Origin of the sequence: Mycobacteroides sp. H003 (assembly GCF_001440135.1) — a bacterium.
Lineage (GTDB): Bacteria > Actinomycetota > Actinomycetes > Mycobacteriales > Mycobacteriaceae > Mycobacterium > Mycobacterium gwanakae.
On the sequence record NZ_LJYL01000034.1, the window covers coordinates 1274271 to 1290756 of the forward strand.

Consider the following 16486-nt stretch of genomic DNA (forward strand, 5'->3'; position numbering starts at 1 on the left):
GGGCCCCGCGCGCTCGTTTCGGTTGAGGTCAACCACGAGCGCCCGGTTACTTGTCGTGAAGATGTTCCAGGCCGGTGACGAGCAGTCCGAGGCCGAACTCGAAATCATCCTCAATCGAAACGGCCAGGGAGTTCCCGATGGCGAGTGTCATCGGGAAGTTGGCCAGGTCGAGGTCCTGCACGAGACGCATCAGGAGTGCGGGATCGGTGCCGCGGCTCCTATGTTCCACTCCTAGCTGAGTCGCGAAGCCCAGGACGTATCGGCCCACAGTCGTATAGATGCGGGCCGCATCCCCCGGGGAGAACCCTGCATTCACAAACAGCGCGAGCGTGCGTTCGCGGAGCATGAAGACCTTCGGCCCGACGGGCAACTGCTCGGTGAGCAACGCGGCGACATTCGGATGCCGCCGCATGGCCTCGAACAACGCACGCGAGGTGACGATGCACGCGCGCTGCCAGGGGAGTTCCGCGAGTTTCTGGTCGTCGAACTCGACCTCTCCAAAGACTCGATCGACGACATGTGCGACGAGCTCGGTGCGGTTCTCGAAATGCCGATAGATCGTCGCGGTCCCGGAATCGAGCCGACGTGCCAGCGCGCGCATCGACAGCGCCTCGCCGCCCTCTTCGTCCACGATCCGCAGCGCCGCGTCGACGATCGAATCCATGGGTACTGGTGGGCGGCCGCGTGTTCGTCGCTCGTCCGTCACACCGGCCAGTATGTCCCTCTTGACACCGCCCGGCAATTTCGGCAACACTGTCTCCGTAATTCAGTCAGATGGCATGACCAGGGAACCGCGACCGAGTCCACACCGCGCTGATGACGTGGACTGGCTCATGAGGGGTGTCGCGGACTTCCTCGGTCGCCTCTGACTGGGACTCGCGGCGACCCTCAGCCCAATAGTCGGTCGATGGCTGCGACAGTGTAGGCAGCGCCGTCCTCGGCCCCGACGACATTCGCCGCCCGGCGGCCCCGATCTTTGAGCTCTTGATCAGTAGTGGCCGCACGGATGGCCTCCGAGAGTCGTTCAGTGGTCGAGGCGCGTTGTGGGATGGTGTCGGTGCTGAGCCCCAGATTCCGGAGCCGTGCAGCCCAGAAGGGTTGATCTCCGAGGCCGGGTACGGCCACCGTGGGCACTCCGGCACGCAGACCGGCAGCGGTTGTCCCGGCGCCGCAATGGTGTACCACGGCGGCCATGCGTGGAAAGAGCCAGCTGTGCGGCAGCTCGTCCACTGACAGGATGTCATCATCGTCGGCATTGATCCCGGCCCAACCTGTTTGCACGATTCCCCGCACACCCGCCAGATGTACCGCGCCGCGCACGAGCTCTGATAGGCGTGCAGCGTCGGCAGCTGACGTCATCGTGCTGCCGAAGCCGAAGTACACCGGTTGATCACCCGCTGCGAGGAAGTCGGTCAGCTCTGGGGCGGGTCGCCACTGTGGATCGGTTTCCGGCCACCAGTACCCGGCGACCTCCAGGCCTGGTCGCCAATCCAGCGGGCGCGGTACAACATATGTCGAGAATCCATGCAGAACAGTCCATTTCGACTCTGTACGGTTCTTGCGCGACTTGCTTGCCGATACTTTCGGCAGATCAAGCTCCCGCCGGAAGCCGGCTACCACCCCGCCATAGAGGCGATCGACAAGCCAGGCCCCGGCGTGGGATGCCAGACGATTGCCTGCCCCGCCCGCGGACCAAGCTCCGAGGGTCGCTGGCGGGAACTGGGAGGTGGCAGAACAGGGCTGTAGCCGAATCCCCATGGAGGGAATGCCTTTCGCTTCGGCTAGGGGATGCCCTGCTAATTCGGAGAAGGGCGACAGCAGCAAGATGTCTGTCGTCACGTCCTGAACGGCGCTGATTATTGCGGCGCCGAGGGACCGCATGCCGCGCGGGGCGAGAAACTCGGCGAGCCCCTTGGTGACGTTGACGTCGGCGTCATGGGCCGGTGTGTCCGGCTCGGCAACGCCACGAAAATGCAGGCCTGAAGCGGTTATCAAAGAGCTGAAGCGATCAAACGCGGCAATTGTCACCTGGTGTCCGGCCTGGCGTAGGCGGACACCGACACCGGTCAGCGGGGCGACATCACCGTGGCTGCCGATGGCGGCGATGAGGATACGGGCCACTACACCCTCCGCACTACTCGCCGGAACATCTTCACGAGATCCTCGGTATATCCGTGTGTATCGAATCCGGGGTCTTGCAGGATCTTCTCCACGACGATATTGACCGCACCTCGCAGGGCGATCGCAGTGGAATCGACTGGAAAGGAAGAGAATTCGCCGGACTTCTGACCGGCTCGGAGAATGACTGATGGGTCGAGCTGGGTCAATTGCGCGGTCAGCTCGGGTGTCAATCCCATATCGTGCAGATGTCTGCCGCCGCTGGGTTTGTAGCCCGCTGCGAGCTGTGTCAGTGCCGCCAACTGAATCCGGTGGCTGTCGAAATAGCTGATACTGGAACGGATATAGGCCGCAAGCTTGTCAGTCTGCGTCCGCGCTCGATCAACCTCGGGGATCACCGCATCGAGTCCGGACCGGTACATGGAGGCGATCACCGCCTCGACGAGTCCATCCTTGGAACCGAAGTGGTACAGCACCACGCTCATCGCGATTTCGGCACGCTCGGCGATCTTCCGAATCGAGGTCCGCGGATAACCCACCTGGGCGATGACTTCGATGGCGCACGCGACGATCTGATCGCGGCGGGCGACCTCGGTGAACGTCGGCTCCCGACCGGTTTTAGATCGCATGATCGAATTATAGATCAATTGATCTAGACAGTTCGGACTGTTTCGCCTGGTTAACGGCAAGTTAACGGCTATATACCACCTTTCGCTGACCCCAACCCCCATGGGGTATTCTGAGTTTTAGCTGAGAATCAGCCGAGGATCTCATAAATTGGGAACCAGGTGGACCTTAATACCGTTGAACAGGGTGAATGCATCAACGTTGATGTCTTTGGCAAGTGATGTTCACTTCCTAGGCCATTAGCAAGATGACCGAGCGGAAAGGAAACACCACATGAAAAAGTCACTCGCTGCAATCGTCGGCGGCGCTGGCATCGCTGTAGCCGTCGCTGTCATGGGCGCCCCTGTCGCCCTGGCGGGGCCGACGCCTCCTCCGGTCTGCTACGCCAGCGAGACCAGTGTCAACGCTACTGATCTGCGTCCTTGCGTGGCTCCGGGCGATGTCATTTATGAGCAGGGCGTCCACCAGCCGACGTATGAAGGCGCCAACCCGTTGGTCCCGCTGGGCACCAACCCGCACGTCCCCTTTGGCACCAACAAAAACAACGCTTCGTAACCAGATGTAAGTCCGCTTCATCTTCGTCGACGCAGAAGGAGCAACAACCATGAAGAAGATCACGACCGCGGCGGCGCTACTCGCTGCCGCGGGACTGTCCCTGGCCACAGCCGGCGCAGCCTTGGCTGGTCCCGCTGCGGACCCGGACTCCGTCATCAATGACCTCAAGTCCAACGGGTACCGAGTCATCGTCACCAAGGTGGGGTCGGATCATCCGTCGCAGTGCACCGTGCAGGGGGTGTCACAGCAGTCTGGCGTGCAGAACGTGCAGCCGGGACGCAACATGCGCAACCAGCCGACGACGGTTCCTACCACCGGACAAAAGGTCGCGTACGTCACGCTGGCTTGCTAACCACCCCTTCGGTGGTGGCGGCACTTGGTAGTGAGCGGATCTGCCAAGCATCCTCCTGCCGTGGCGCCACTACCCGGATGAGCACTGAGACTGCGGGCCGATTCTCGAAAGAGAACTCGGCCCGCACGTATGAGAGCACCGCTGTCTCCCCGGCTGGCGCGCCCGAGGCATGACTCCCCACGGACGACACGTATCGTGCTGTGGGATGAATGATATTCATCGGCAACTATTGCGGCACAGTCGAATACGGTCCGGTACTCGTCCATGATATTGGAGTTGCCTGGCGCACGGATGCTTCCCGAGTGCGAACACCGGGGTCGGGAGCGGATTCAGAAGTGCAAGAGGCGGTTCGGCGTCAGGCGGCAGCTCCTTGTTCTCGTATTCGTGGATGACGGTGGCCACCATCGGAAGAAAATGCATGCCGCGTCTATTTCATGGGCGGGACGGGCGGCTATTTCGCCGAATGAGATAGCGCGCAAGCCATCCCAGAGAGTGGGACGAAGGGTGCCCAAAAGGTGGGATGGGTAACAGAAAATTTCCTGCGTTAATACAAGAGATGCATGGATGTGTGAGAAAAGTGACCAATGTGATTAGCGCACAGCAAATTACGGCGCAGGGTCATCGAACATTCAACAAACCAATCATGTACTGGGCGTTTGTTGGATTGGACGAACGTTCATCCATGCTCTACCGTAATCAGTAAGGCGTTGGCGGAGAGTAATTCTCGCCATAATTTTCAGCAAATATGACGCAAGCCACATATTTTGGTAGGTCGTCAAGCTCGTTGTTAGCGTCGCGTCCCATGTCTGATCTCGCTGCTTTGCTGGCGTTTATCCATCAGGTCTCGGGTACGCCGTACATCTCGGGCGGAGACTCCGCCCGTGGCACCGACTGCTCCGGTCTGGCCTCCTGGGTGTCCAATGTCGCCACCGATCGTCCCGCCTTCGGTTCTCGCTTCAATACGGGGAACCAAGAGCGTGCCCTCCTCGCACGTGGTTTCAAGTACGGCACCGCACCAGGTGCATTGGTGATTGGCTGGAACGGCGGTCACACCGCTGTCACGCTGCCCGACGGCACTGCGGTGTCCAGTGGCGAGGGCGGTGGCGTCAAGATCGGTGGCGGCGGCGCCTACCAGGCGCAGTTCAAGCGGCACATGTACCTGCCGATGGACAATGAGGGTGAGGCCGCTCCGCTGGATGTGCCCGCTCATGGGGAAGGTCCCGAGGTGATCCCCGCGTCGGTCCTCGCGCCTGATGCCGAGCCGGCTCCCGCCGACGAGGCCCCCGCTGAAGCAGACGCCGTCGCGATCTAAGGAACCTCCAATCCATAGGCGTCACCCCGTAATTGGTGTTGTCGCTCACTGTTCCCGATAGGCGGGACAAGTTCCGCGTGCCTTCGTAGCGTTGTGATTGCCTGGAAACATGAATGGCAATTCTGCTCTGCTACAAGGAAAGAACGTCATCGTCACGGGTGGCGCTCGCGGGCTCGGTGCGGCCTTTGCGCGCCGGATAGTGTCGGAGGGCGGCCAAGTCGTTGTGGCCGATGTGCTCGAGGACGATGGACGGCGGCTCGCGGCCGAGCTCGGTGGCTCCGCGCGATTTGCCCGGCTGGACGTAACAGACGCCGACCAGTGGCGCGCGCTGGTCGAAACCACGCTGGCGGAGTTCGGCGCGGTCACCGGATTGGTGAACAACGCCGGTATCTCCAGTGCCTCGTTGGTAGCCGCCGAGCGCCTTGAACACTTTCGCAAGGTGATCGAGGTGAACTTGGTCGGTGTTTTCATCGGCATGCAGGCCGTTATCCCGCCGATGCGCGTACGGGGCGGCGGTTCGATCGTGAACATCTCCTCGGCCGCCGGTCTGGTCGGTCTGGCCCTCACCTCTGGCTATGGCGCATCGAAATGGGGTGTGCGTGGACTTTCCAAGGTTGCGGCGGTTGAGTTAGGCCCCGAGCGGATTCGGGTGAACTCAGTGCATCCCGGTGTCGTGTACACCCCCATGACGGCCCAAGCCGGTTTTCGGGAGGGGAAGGCAATATGCCCATCACCGCCATGGGGCGAGTGGGAACTCCCGACGAGGTGGCCGGTGCGGTGACCTATCTGCTTTCGGACGCGGCGAGCTATGTCACGGGGGCCGAACTTGCCGTGGACGGCGGCTGGACGGCCGGCCCTACCCTGAAGACCATGACGGGTCAGTAGCTACGAGAGCAGATGCGTGATCTCCGCTGCGACTTGTGCGGGCAACTCCAGCTGCGGGAAGTGGGTCGTGCCGCGCAGGCGAACGTAGCTGAACCACGGATTGCGGGATTGGAACTCTTGGTGAAGATCATCGTAGGCAGTGTGCTCGGGGTTGCAGAAGATGTGATGAACGCGTCGCGGTTCGGCCAGCTTTTCCATTCGCGACATGGGTGAGCCCCACGTGGTGTAGGCATCTTCGATGACTCGTCCGGCTCGCGCCCACACGTCGAACCCGAAACCGCCCATCTCGGAACGGATGTGCCGGTTGACGGCTTCATTGTCGCTGCCGGATAGCCACGCTCGGAGGAAGTCGAGGCGACTGGATTGCCAGCGTTGCGGATCACGAAAGTCTCTTATGCCGTTGAGGAATTCAGCAGGAGCCGCTGACATGATCAGATCAATGATCACGAGGCTTGGCACCCGCCCGGTCCCGAGATGGTCGGCTATCTCAAGCGCGGTCCACCCGGCATGGGCATGAGCGACGGGGACGATCGACTGCACGCTCAGGGCATCAAGCAGCCCGATGACATCTGAAACCTGTTCCTTAAGACCAAAGTCGGCTGCGGGTGTGCGGTCGATACCGTGGCCGCGCCAATCCATGCGGATCACGCGGTGGTGGGGAACGAGGTAGGGCAGTAGCTCGTCATACGCACGGTGGTCGTGCCCCCAGCCAGTGAGCAGCAGGATGGCGGGTCCGTTGTCCAGGCCTTGATCGTCGAAGGTGAGTTGCGCTCCATTGACGGTGATGGTGTACATCGTGACTCCTCCCGAGTGTCAGAGAGCGGCGTGGACACGGACGGGATGTATGCGCACGAGCGCCTCGCCGGGCGCGCTGTGGTGCTCGTCCACGTACGCGTCGGCACGGTCGGCTCCCAGGTACCGGGTGGTGATGTCGATCAGGGTGTCTCGAACTTTCGAGGTGTCGGGTTCCACGTGGGCTTCCCCTTGAACCTGGACATACAGGTAGGGCTCTGCTGGCGTGGCCACGGTGATTACCGCGCGCGGATCACGTTGCAAAGAACGGATTTTCAGGGTGCTCACGTGCGTGACGAACTGCAGGTGGTCCTCGTTGAGCCGGTACCAGATAGGCAGCACAAGCGGCCGTCCGTCGTTTCCGAGATATCCCAGCTGCCCTACCAGAGCGGGAGTCGAATCGAGGAACTGCCGGACGGCCGGATCGTGGATCGAGGTCATGGATCCACAACCTAGAAGCTCAAGCGCGCTTGAGGTCAAATCCGTACTTCCGTCAGGGGTGATGTGTCTGAATAATGGGCCGGATGACCCGCGTGTTCGCGATCGGAATTGCGGCGCTGATGCTCATCTTGGGCGGGCCGCCTGCGGGGTTCGCTCACGCCGACCCACAGGCATGTGTTCCGGGTGATGCTGCCCGGCCTCAGGCGGAGCTCTTCGCCACCACCAACACCGCGGCGAAAAGCCCAGATCCCAAGGCACTGTTCATGCTGCGATACAACAGCGCGTAATCCGTCGGTGTCCCACCCGCGACGGCCCCTTTGAAACTCAGCTCCGGCGCGTAGACCGGCTGCTCCTGGGCGGCCCACACCGTGGCGATGGCACCACCGCTATACCCGTCCATCACCATGGGGGACTCGACGAGATCAGGGCATAGTCCGCGCATTCCGCGTACCGAATCCAGTACGGCGTGAGCAGCCATGACGCCCGCAGAATAGGCCATCCGCGGGCCCTCATGATCGGGTACGAGCACCGCGTAGTTTCGTGCCAGCAGCAGCGGCGCGAACGGCGGCACGTCCACGTACATGCCGCGCTCGATCCGGTACGAGGGCGCCGCCTTGAGCCCGAGCGAGTTGATCGGCTGGTTGCGGACCACCACGGGCCGCGCACCCGGGCCCCGCCACGGGCGGTTCGGCTCGATCAGGGTCGCCGTCACGGGTACCGCATTGCCCGCCGTATCGGTGGAGCGCACCATAAATCGTTGAATAGTCAATCCCGGCAGGGGAATCCGCGGAAAGACTCGATGGGTACGAACGATTTCTCCGTTGGCACGGCTGGTCAGATCACCTGGTTCGGAATAGAAGCTGGGCCCCGGTATCGGCGTCGGCAGGATGGCGGCGTGCCGATCGGCCCGTTGCGCGTCGGTCAGCTTGCGTGCCGCCCAGTTGTTGAGCCGGCGCACCACCGCGGGACTGCGCAGTGCGGTCGCGGTGCCTGCTATCCCTGCCACCGCCGCTGCTGCCCCGGCCCATGCGGTGCCACCGAGAACAGCTATGGGCTTCGTTGCCATGGGCGACCTCCTGTGTCCAGGACAGCGTAGACAACGCGTTTTCACAACGGACGTAGTGGCTTTCACGACAGACGTAGTGGAAGGTCGACGATCCAGGCGCGCCCGGTATCGCTAGGCGCCCACATAGTCGGCGAGGTGCTTGCCTGTCAGCGTCGACCGTGCACCAACAAGATCTTCGGGAGTACCTTCGAAGACCACGCGGCCTCCGTCGTGACCGGCACCCGGGCCCAGGTCGATGATCCAGTCGGCATGTGCCATCACCGCCTGATGGTGCTCGATGACAATCACGGACTTCCCGGAATCCACCAGCCCGTCCAACAAGCCGAGGAGCTGCTCGACGTCGGCAAGATGTAGGCCCGTGGTCGGCTCGTCCAGGACATAGACACCCTCTGCCGCGCCCATGTGTGTGGCCAGCTTGAGGCGCTGCCGCTCTCCACCGGAGAGCGTGGTGAGCGGCTGACCAAGGCTGAGATAGCCCAGGCCGACCTCATTCAGGCTGGTCAAAATCTTGTGGGCTGCTGGAAGTTTGGCGTCGCCTTCCCCGAAGAACGTCTGTGCGTCCGCGACCGACAGTGCCAGCACCTGACTGATATCGCGACTACCGAAGTGATAGTTCAGCACCGCGGTGTCGAACCGCTTGCCTTCGCACACATCGCATGTGGTCTCCACAGTCGCCATCACACCCAGATCGGTGTAGATGACACCCGCGCCGTTGCAATGGGGGCATGCCCCTTCCGAGTTCGCACTGAACAGGGCCGGCTTCACCCCGTTAGCTTTGGCGAATGCCTTACGGATTGGCTCCAGCAGGCCGGTGTAGGTCGCCGGGTTGCTGCGCCGTGAGCCCCGGATCGGTGTCTGGTCCACAGTGATCACTTCATCGAGCTTGGCCACCGATCCGTCGATCAGCGAGCTCTTGCCCGAGCCCGCGACGCCGGTGATGACCACCAGCACACCGAGAGGGATATCGAGGTCTATCTTCTGCAGGTTATGGGTGCTGGCGCCTCGAATTTCCAAGCAGGAGTTCGGCCTCCGCACGGAGTCCTTCAGCGTGGCACGGTCATCGAGGTGTCTCCCGGTAATGGTGCCGCTGGTTCGCAGCTGCGCCACCGTGCCCTCGAAGCACACAGTCCCACCGCGGGCACCCGCACCGGGTCCCAAATCGACGACATGGTCCGCGATGTGGATGGTCTCAGGTTTATGCTCCACCACCAGCACGGTGTTGCCCTTGTCGCGCAACTGCAGCAGCAGACTGTTCATCCGCTGGATGTCATGCGGATGCAGGCCTACGGTCGGCTCGTCGAACACATAGGTGATGTCGGTAAGCGAGGAGCCGAGGTGGCGAATCATCTTGGTGCGCTGAGCTTCTCCACCGGATAGCGTTCCGGCGGGCCGATCCAGGGATAGGTAGCCGAGACCGATCTGTACGAACGAGTCCAATGAATGCCTTAGTTTTTCCAGCAGCGGGGCAGCCGAAGGTTCTTCCAGAGCACTCACCCACTCGGCCAGGTCGCTGATCTGCATCGCGCACACCTCGGCGATGTTCTTGCCTTTGATCTTCGACGAGCGGGCGAGCACAGAAAGCCGGGTTCCGTCGCAGTCTGGACAGGTGGTGAAGGTGGCAATCCGCTCCACAAACGTGCGTACGTGCGGCTGCATGGACTCAATGTCCTTGGACAAGTACGACTTCTGGATCTGCGGAATCAATCCGAGATATGTCAGGTTGACACCATCAACCTTGAGCTTGGTCGCCTCCTTGTGCAGCAAATCATGCAGTTCCTTTTTGGTGTACTTGCGAATCGGCTTGTCGGGGTCCAGGAACCCGCAACCGCGATAGATGCGCCCGTACCACCCGTCCATGCTGTAACCGGGAATGGTCAGTGCGCCCTCGTTGAGCGACTTGCTGTCGTCATAGAGTGCGGTGAGATCGATATCGTTGATCGAACCCCGCCCTTCGCATCGTGGGCACATACCTCCGGTGATGCTGAACTCTCGACGCTCCTTGGTGGGCTGTGAGCCACGTTGAACGGTTACCGCTCCCGCACCGCTTATCGAGGCAACGTTGAACGAGAATGCCTGTGCCGAACCGATATGCGGCTTGCCGAGCCGGCTGAAGAGGATACGTAGCATCGCGTTGGCATCGGTTGCGGTACCCACCGTGGATCGCGGGTCCGAGCCCATGCGTTCCTGATCGACGATGATCGCCGTCGTCAGCCCGTCGAGCACATCGACATCTGGTCGCGCGAGGGATGGCATGAATCCCTGCACGAACGCGCTGTAGGTCTCGTTGATCAGGCGTTGCGATTCGGCGGCCACGGTGCCGAACACCAACGAACTCTTCCCTGAGCCGGAGACACCGGTGAACACCGTGAGCCGGCGCTTGGGTAGCTCGACGCTGATGTCTTTCAGGTTGTTGACCCGTGCGCCGTGCACGCGGATCAGATCGTGACTATCGGCCGGATGGTGGGCGGTCGTTTTGGCGCTCTGGGCCATTCAGGGCAGCTCCTGGATGCGGACGGTGCAGCCTGCGGGATCACGGAAGGCACAGTCTCGGGAACCCCAGGGCTGATCGATGGGCTCCTGCATGACTTCGGCGCCGGTCGCCTGCACACGTTCGAAAAGCCCGGCCAGGTCATCGGTGGCCAGCATGATGCTCGCGTACGTGCCCTTGGCCATCATCTCGCAGACGGTCCGGCGCTCTTCCTCAGTGATTCCCGGGTCTGCAGCAGGGGGTGTCAACACGATGTTCATATCGGGACGCCCCACCGGACCGACGGTGATCCACCGCATGCCTTCATATCCGACGTCCTTGCGGACCTCGAACCCGAGCGCGTCACGATAGAAGGCCAGCGAGGCCTCCGGGTCGGTGTGTGGCAGGAAGCTCGCATTGATCGTGATGTCCATGCCGGTCACGCTAGCTGCGCCGCGCCGTGGTGGCTTCTTGATTCCTGATCGGTCTGGTGACGTGCTTGGCGACGCACGCCGGGATTCCTGCGACGTGCTCTGCAGAGCGCTCTCGGTACACACTGGGCGGAACCCCGACCAGTTCGGCGAAACGCGTGCTGAAAGTGCCGAGCGATGAGCCACCGACCGCGAAGCAGACGTCGGTGACACTCATGTCTCCCCGCCGCAGCAGCATCATGGCCCGCTCGATCCGTCGGGTCATGAGGTAGGAGTACGGCGACTCCCCGTAAGCGCTCTTGAACTGGCGGCTCAGGTGCCCTGCGGACATATGAGCATCGCGAGCCAGTTCTTCGACGTTCAGCGGCTGCGCGTACTCGCGGTCGATCCGGTCGCGTACCCGGCGAAGACGCGCGAGGTCGCGCAGGCGCTGCTCCTCGCCTGCATGGGTCACAGGCGGGACTCTATCGGCTAGATCAGACCCAGCAGACTGATATCGTCGGCGTACTTGAGGATCAGCTCCTTGGTGACATGCGGAATCTCACCTGGTGTCTGGTCCAGGCCGCCGACCTTCGCCTCTCGCACCGCTCCGCTGAATTCGGCTGTCGGCAGCGCACTTCCGTCGATCGCCGACTGCGGATTCTGGTACATCTTGAGCAGCGGTAGCACGGACTGCTGGCGCTGTTGCTCGGGCAACCCCTTGAGGGCTGTCTCGAACCGCGCCAGCCACTGGCCGTAGTCGTCAATGCGGGCGATCTTGTACCCGGCCTCGATGAGCCAATCCACGAAGGTATCCATCGAGACGCCGTCGTGGTGGGGGTTGAACACATCGAAGCTGTGGTAACCGTCCGTCACGTTCACACCGCCGATCGCGGTGATGGAAGCAGCCGTGAAATCACCTGGGACGCCGTCGTAATGGGCGCGCTGCCGATTGCCTTCGGCATCCAATTCGTAGAAGCTGCCCGGCGCGACGCCGGTGAGCAACAAACTCTGGATGGTTCGCGTGAACACGTCGGTGACATTGAGCTGACCGTGGTACTCGCTGTGGGCCAGGATCATGTCGGACCGGAACACCCGCACCGGCAGCCCCGCCAGGTCATGGGCCTCACGTAGCAGCACCTCGCCGGCCCATTTCGAATTGCCGTACCCGTTGGCGTAGCCATCGTTGATCTGCCTCTGCGCCGACATCTCCCTGACATCGGAGTCTTCCTCGAACTGCGTCACCGGGATCTGATCGGCGATGCCGACCGTCGACAGATAAGTGACCGGCTTGAGCCGTTCGGAGATCGCCAACTTGATGATCTCGGCGGTGCCCGCCACATTGGGGCCGAACAGCTGGCTGTACGGCAGCACATGGTTGACCAATGCACCGGAATGGACAATCAGATCGACATCTCCGGCCAGCTTCTGCCAAATATCCTGGGACAGACCCAGGTTCTGGTCACCGAAGTCACCGGCGATCACTTCGAGGCCCTGCTCCGCGAGCTGACGGTAGTGCGCCGACAGCTTCGGGTCTCCCGACTCATAGACGGCATCGAGGCGCGCGCGGGCGGCCGCGGCGTCGGTACCGCGGATGAGTGCGTATACCTTTCCTCCGGCGGGAACCAGCCGTTCGAGCCAGTCCAGTACCAGCCAGCGTCCTAGCCAGCCATTGCCGCCCGTCACCAATACGGTCTTCACGTCCGCGGTAGGTGGTTGAATTTCCTTGGCCACCTTCAACACCGACTCGTCGATGAACTTTTCGAGGGTGAGTTCGGCTGCATTGATAACCGTGGCATCTCTGCCGTGGACCGATGCGAACGTCGGCTGCGTCGCGGCACCAGTGCGCTGTGCCTCGATGTGCCGGGCGATGGCAGCGAGATCATTGGCGACGCTGTTGATGACACCGACCGGAACGTCCACCTCGAAGATGTCGCGCAGCAATTCGGAGTACGACAGCGCCGAAAGCGAGTCACCGCCGAGGTCAATGAACCGGACATCAGGGCCCAGGTCTGCCGCTGACGCCCCCAACAGGGCCGCAGCGGCATCGGTCACGGTATCGAGCACCGGACGGCCCGCCGCCTCCCGCGCCAGCTCGCGCAGACGCTCGTTCTGACTTTCGGCCAGGTCGGCGTACAGCGCCTCCAGTCGTTCGCCGTAGTGCTCCTTCAGCTTGGGGCGCAACAGCTTGCGGGCATCCGATAGCAATCCGGACTCGACCGTGAACGGCACGGTCTCAACGATGAAGTCCCGGGGGATTTCATAGGACTGTAGCTCCGCACTCTTGGCGACCTGCTGCAGTGAATCCTGGATTACCGGCTTGAGCGCATCCGGCGAATCCGCATATCGTTCAAGGGCTTCCGGAGTGGGCACGACAACTGCCAGCAGGTACGAACGCTCGCTGTTGCCGTACACGAAGATCTGCCGAACCAGCGGGCTACCGGTATAGGCGGCCTCCAGCTTGGACACCGCGACAAACTCACCCTGAGCGAGCTTGAGCACGTTCTTGACGCGGTCTAGGTACTTGAGGTGGTCCGGTCCCAACTCGGCGACCACGTCGCCGGTCATGTAGAAGCCGTCTTCGTCGAAGACATCCGCTGTGGTTTCGGGGCGCTTGTAGTAGCCGGGGAACATGGTCTCCGACTTGATGCGCAGCTCACCCCGCGGATGCGGGGAATCCGTTGTGAAGTAACCAAGTTCGGGAACATCAACAAGCTTGTACTCGGTGACCGGAGGGCGCTGCAAGACACCGTCACGCCACACTGCACCGGCCTCGGTGGAACCGTAGCCGTCGAGCATCGCTACCTGCAGCAACGACTCCATGAAGTCATTCATCTCGGGAGACAGTGGCGCAGAACCAGATCCGGCGTTGAGCACACGCCCACCGAAATCTTCCTCGCGGATGCGCACCTTGATCTGTTCGGCGATTTCGGTATTGCTTTCGCCGGGTGCGAGTGAACGATCCAGCTCGGCCTGGTACCGCTGGAAGACCATCTCCACCACCCGCGGCACAAACAGCACCTCGGTGGGACGGATGAGCGCGATGTCCTCGAAGAACGTCGACAGGTCGCTGGACGCGATGTAGTAGGCCGTACCGCCGCCGGAGAGGGTGCCCATCAGAGTAAGGCGGCCCGCGAGGTGGCTCATCGGCATGAAATTGACGCCCACGGATGGGATCACCGTTGTGGTGAGCCACTTCTTCTGCCACAGGTTGGCCACCAGCCACTGCGGGTACATCGCCCCCTTGGGGGTACCGGTGCTACCGGAGGTGTAGATAAGCAGGCGCAGCGCGTCGGGATCTTCGCTGGGCTGTGGCGCTGCGGGCAGCTCACGGCCACGGGCGATGGCATCACCCAACGAATCGATGGTGATCGTCCGCCCGGCCGTCTCCAGCCGGTCACGCACGGCGCTCAGTGCCGCACGATGGGCATCCGCCTCCGGGTGGTAGTCGAACACCGACAACAGTTGCACGGACGGCGTCGCGAGCACGGATTCCACCGCGGCCTCGAGGTACTCGACGCTGGCGGCGAACACCGTGGGCTGCGTCTCTTCGAGGATCGCGTTGCGCTGCTGCACGGATGCGCCGGTCTGCAACGGCACCGAGACGGTGCCCAGACGTAGCCCCGCGACGTCCAATGAGGCGAAGTCCGTGCTGGTAAATCCGAGCTGTGCGACGAAGTCACCGTCACGAATTCCTTGTGCGTACCAGGCGGCGGCGATGGCCTCGGCACGATTCCACAGCTCACGGTAGGAGGTCGTGACGAACTCGGTCTTCAGCGCCACGGTGGTCACACCGTGCTCGTCGGTCACCAATTCGACGGCGCGCTGCCCGAGAGCCGGGCGATCCCCATAGCCCTCCAGCAGCCGCCGGATCAGCTCGATGAGCGTCAGGCCGGGTTCGTTGACCGCGTCGGACACTGTGTCATCGGGCAGGAGGGCCTGTAGCTGCGGGTCGTTGGACACGACCTGCGCGACACGTCGTTCGAGCTCTTGCTGATCGGCGAGGCCGGGCGTCGTGGTTGCGGCGGGTGTGGAAATCGTTTCAGTCATGCCTAGACACCTCAGTAGTCGATGTAAGTACGTGGGGGGCGGTTACGCCTACAGAAGAAAAGTACATACCTACGCTAACTATTCCCTGTGAGCGTACGGCTCTCCCCTCCCACCGAGCGGGCATTCATGCTGGTCCAGGCCGAGCGGTCCAGCACGGATGTCACCGCGGGGTGAGGAGCGTCACTCTCGCAACGCCTGTGGTGCATGCTCTCGCACCAAGGCCAGCAGCTGCCGCCGTGAGGGGTTCACCACGGCATGCCCCGCGACGTCGACAGTCGGCACCGTCTCGTTGCCGTTCGCGACGGAACGCACGTAGGCCGCCGCCTCCGCGGACTCCCAGATGTTGACCTGCGTGTAGCGAAGTCCGCTGAAGCGCAGTTCCGCCCGAAGTTTGATGCAGTAGGGACAGCCCGGTCGCCAGTACAGGACAACCTCGTCAGACGCTGAAATGGGCTTCGTCATGATCCATGTCTACACGCGCTTCCCCGCAGTGACACCTGGCTTGAGCGTGTAGATGTCGTCGATCGCGATGACGACGGCACAGCGCGGGTACTTCAGACCGCGCTCCTGCGCGAACGCGACGGCATCGTCGAACGCAGGCCCCGACTCGTGAACGTGGGCCGAACCGACAAACCGGTAGCCGTCCAACGCTTCGCGATCGATCACCGCGACCGAGACCTTCGATCCCGCATGAATATTGGCCAAAGTCTGCCCACCGGTGTTCTCGTTGAAAATCAGCGAATGCTCGTCCCGGACCCGCAGGGAGCGTTTGGGTCCGATGTTGGGGGTCGTGCCGTCGGTCACGGTCGCAAGAATCGCCAGCTGGGAACCGAGCATCCGCTTCATCTCATCGGTGAGCGTGGGCATAGTGGGCGTGACCTCCTGGAGTGGTTGTACTGGAACGAGATTCGGAATAGGCGGCGGTGGTGTGCAGGTCCGGGCGGTGTCGAGTAGTCGCCTCGTATCACCGACCGGAGCCGTGCGCATCAGCACCGAGAGCAGGTGCAGCAGACCCTCGGACACCACGAGCGGGCGCTGGCTGGTCCGTAAGATACCCGCCGCGGAAACCTTGTCTCCCTGAGCGATTGCTTGAGCTATCGCAACCGTCTCACACCAAGACGCGTGTCGGGGCCCCAGATCCATCTCATGATTTCGGGTCACCTAACTATATTATTCGGAATGACTAACTACGTCTAGTGCTCGCTTCCGCGGCGGCACCCCGCTCCGGTCGCGCCGTTCCCGTGGGGTGGTCGCTCCCCACACCCCGAAAGATTCGCCCGCCGCGATGGCGTACCTACCGCACGGGTCCCGCACCGGGCAATTCCGGCAGATCTGTTTGGCGCGTGCCTCCCTCAGGTTTCGGGCCCTTCCCCGTTCGTTATCCGGCGAGAAGAACAGATCGGTCGACATG

General features: G+C 62.3%; 14 protein-coding genes and 3 pseudogenes. 4 read left to right on the top strand and 13 right to left on the bottom strand.

The features are described 5' to 3' along the window. Positions 1-46 precede the first annotated feature (46 nt). The 3 genes from AOT87_RS26115 to AOT87_RS26125 form a co-directional block, all read right to left on the bottom strand. A complete protein-coding gene (locus tag AOT87_RS26115) occupies positions 47-664 on the bottom strand; it encodes a TetR/AcrR family transcriptional regulator (protein ID WP_057967576.1) in 618 nt (205 codons plus the stop codon). 224 nt (positions 665-888) lie between these two features. After that, positions 889-2121: a glycosyltransferase gene (locus tag AOT87_RS26120; protein ID WP_057967577.1), complete on the bottom strand. Its 1233-nt coding sequence runs from the start codon at positions 2119-2121 to the stop codon at positions 889-891. Further along, complete coding sequence (locus AOT87_RS26125; protein WP_057967578.1) at positions 2121-2765, bottom strand: TetR/AcrR family transcriptional regulator; 645 nt, start codon at positions 2763-2765, stop codon at positions 2121-2123. Before AOT87_RS26125 ends, AOT87_RS26120 begins: the two co-directional genes overlap by 1 nt. A 253-nt stretch (positions 2766-3018) precedes the next feature. Between AOT87_RS26125 and AOT87_RS28140 the strand changes: the two genes are divergently transcribed. From AOT87_RS28140 to AOT87_RS26145, 4 genes and pseudogenes are all read left to right on the top strand, one after another. Continuing rightward, positions 3019-3300, top strand: a complete 282-nt coding sequence (locus tag AOT87_RS28140) for a hypothetical protein (RefSeq protein WP_030097516.1) — start codon at positions 3019-3021, stop codon at positions 3298-3300. Between the two features lie 49 nt (positions 3301-3349). Further along, positions 3350-3652 carry a hypothetical protein gene (locus tag AOT87_RS26135; RefSeq protein WP_057967580.1) on the top strand — a complete coding sequence of 101 codons (303 nt, stop codon included), beginning with the start codon at positions 3350-3352 and terminating at the stop codon, positions 3650-3652. A gap of 802 nt (positions 3653-4454) precedes the next feature. Beyond that, positions 4455-4835, top strand: a pseudogene (locus AOT87_RS26140) (hypothetical protein); the annotation flags it as partial. Positions 4836-5073: 238 nt separating this feature from the next. Further along, positions 5074-5849 (top strand): annotated as a pseudogene (locus AOT87_RS26145) (glucose 1-dehydrogenase). Here the strand turns inward: AOT87_RS26145 and AOT87_RS26150 are convergent. From AOT87_RS26150 to AOT87_RS28145, 10 genes and pseudogenes are all read right to left on the bottom strand, one after another. After that, the gene (locus tag AOT87_RS26150; RefSeq protein ID WP_057967581.1) at positions 5850-6644 is read right to left on the bottom strand and encodes an alpha/beta hydrolase; all 795 of its coding nucleotides are present in this window, start codon (positions 6642-6644) and stop codon (positions 5850-5852) included. An 18-nt stretch (positions 6645-6662) separates the two neighbouring features. Further along, positions 6663-7082 carry a TIGR03618 family F420-dependent PPOX class oxidoreductase gene (locus AOT87_RS26155; RefSeq protein ID WP_057967582.1) on the bottom strand — a complete coding sequence of 140 codons (420 nt, stop codon included), beginning with the start codon at positions 7080-7082 and terminating at the stop codon, positions 6663-6665. Positions 7083-7311: 229 nt separating this feature from the next. Further along, positions 7312-8148, bottom strand: a pseudogene (locus tag AOT87_RS26160) (lipase family protein); the annotation flags it as partial. A 111-nt stretch (positions 8149-8259) separates the two neighbouring features. Next, positions 8260-10638, bottom strand: a complete 2379-nt coding sequence (locus AOT87_RS26165) for an excinuclease ABC subunit UvrA (protein ID WP_057967583.1) — start codon at positions 10636-10638, stop codon at positions 8260-8262. Then, entirely contained in the window at positions 10639-11049 is a 411-nt protein-coding gene (locus tag AOT87_RS26170; RefSeq protein ID WP_057967637.1) for a VOC family protein, read from the bottom strand. A 10-nt stretch (positions 11050-11059) separates the two neighbouring features. Continuing rightward, positions 11060-11500, bottom strand: coding sequence for a helix-turn-helix transcriptional regulator (locus AOT87_RS26175; protein WP_030097541.1), 441 nt, complete (start codon positions 11498-11500; stop codon positions 11060-11062). 17 nt (positions 11501-11517) lie between these two features. After that, complete coding sequence (gene car, locus AOT87_RS26180; protein ID WP_057967584.1) at positions 11518-15075, bottom strand: carboxylic acid reductase; 3558 nt, start codon at positions 15073-15075, stop codon at positions 11518-11520. Between the two features lie 180 nt (positions 15076-15255). Next, complete coding sequence (locus AOT87_RS26185; protein WP_057967585.1) at positions 15256-15537, bottom strand: glutaredoxin domain-containing protein; 282 nt, start codon at positions 15535-15537, stop codon at positions 15256-15258. 9 nt (positions 15538-15546) lie between these two features. Next, complete coding sequence (locus AOT87_RS29125; RefSeq protein WP_057967586.1) at positions 15547-15942, bottom strand: pyridoxamine 5'-phosphate oxidase family protein; 396 nt, start codon at positions 15940-15942, stop codon at positions 15547-15549. Between the two features lie 303 nt (positions 15943-16245). Then, a complete protein-coding gene (locus AOT87_RS28145; protein WP_232785744.1) occupies positions 16246-16485 on the bottom strand; it encodes a WhiB family transcriptional regulator in 240 nt (79 codons plus the stop codon). Position 16486: the final 1 nt, after the last annotated feature.

Coding starts and splice junctions, on each gene's coding strand:
- AOT87_RS26185 (WP_057967585.1), bottom strand. CDS start 15,537: ATGACGAAGCCCATTTCAGCGTCTGACGAGGTTGTCCTGTACTGGCGA.
- AOT87_RS26135 (WP_057967580.1), top strand. CDS start 3,350: ATGAAGAAGATCACGACCGCGGCGGCGCTACTCGCTGCCGCGGGACTG.
- AOT87_RS26115 (WP_057967576.1), bottom strand. CDS start 664: ATGGATTCGATCGTCGACGCGGCGCTGCGGATCGTGGACGAAGAGGGC.
- AOT87_RS26155 (WP_057967582.1), bottom strand. CDS start 7,082: ATGACCTCGATCCACGATCCGGCCGTCCGGCAGTTCCTCGATTCGACT.
- AOT87_RS29125 (WP_057967586.1), bottom strand. CDS start 15,942: ATGCCCACGCTCACCGATGAGATGAAGCGGATGCTCGGTTCCCAGCTG.
- AOT87_RS28145 (WP_232785744.1), bottom strand. CDS start 16,485: ATGTCGACCGATCTGTTCTTCTCGCCGGATAACGAACGGGGAAGGGCC.
- AOT87_RS28140 (WP_030097516.1), top strand. CDS start 3,019: ATGAAAAAGTCACTCGCTGCAATCGTCGGCGGCGCTGGCATCGCTGTA.
- AOT87_RS26150 (WP_057967581.1), bottom strand. CDS start 6,644: ATGTACACCATCACCGTCAATGGAGCGCAACTCACCTTCGACGATCAA.
- car (WP_057967584.1), bottom strand. CDS start 15,075: ATGACTGAAACGATTTCCACACCCGCCGCAACCACGACGCCCGGCCTC.
- AOT87_RS26165 (WP_057967583.1), bottom strand. CDS start 10,638: ATGGCCCAGAGCGCCAAAACGACCGCCCACCATCCGGCCGATAGTCAC.
- AOT87_RS26170 (WP_057967637.1), bottom strand. CDS start 11,049: ATGGACATCACGATCAATGCGAGCTTCCTGCCACACACCGACCCGGAG.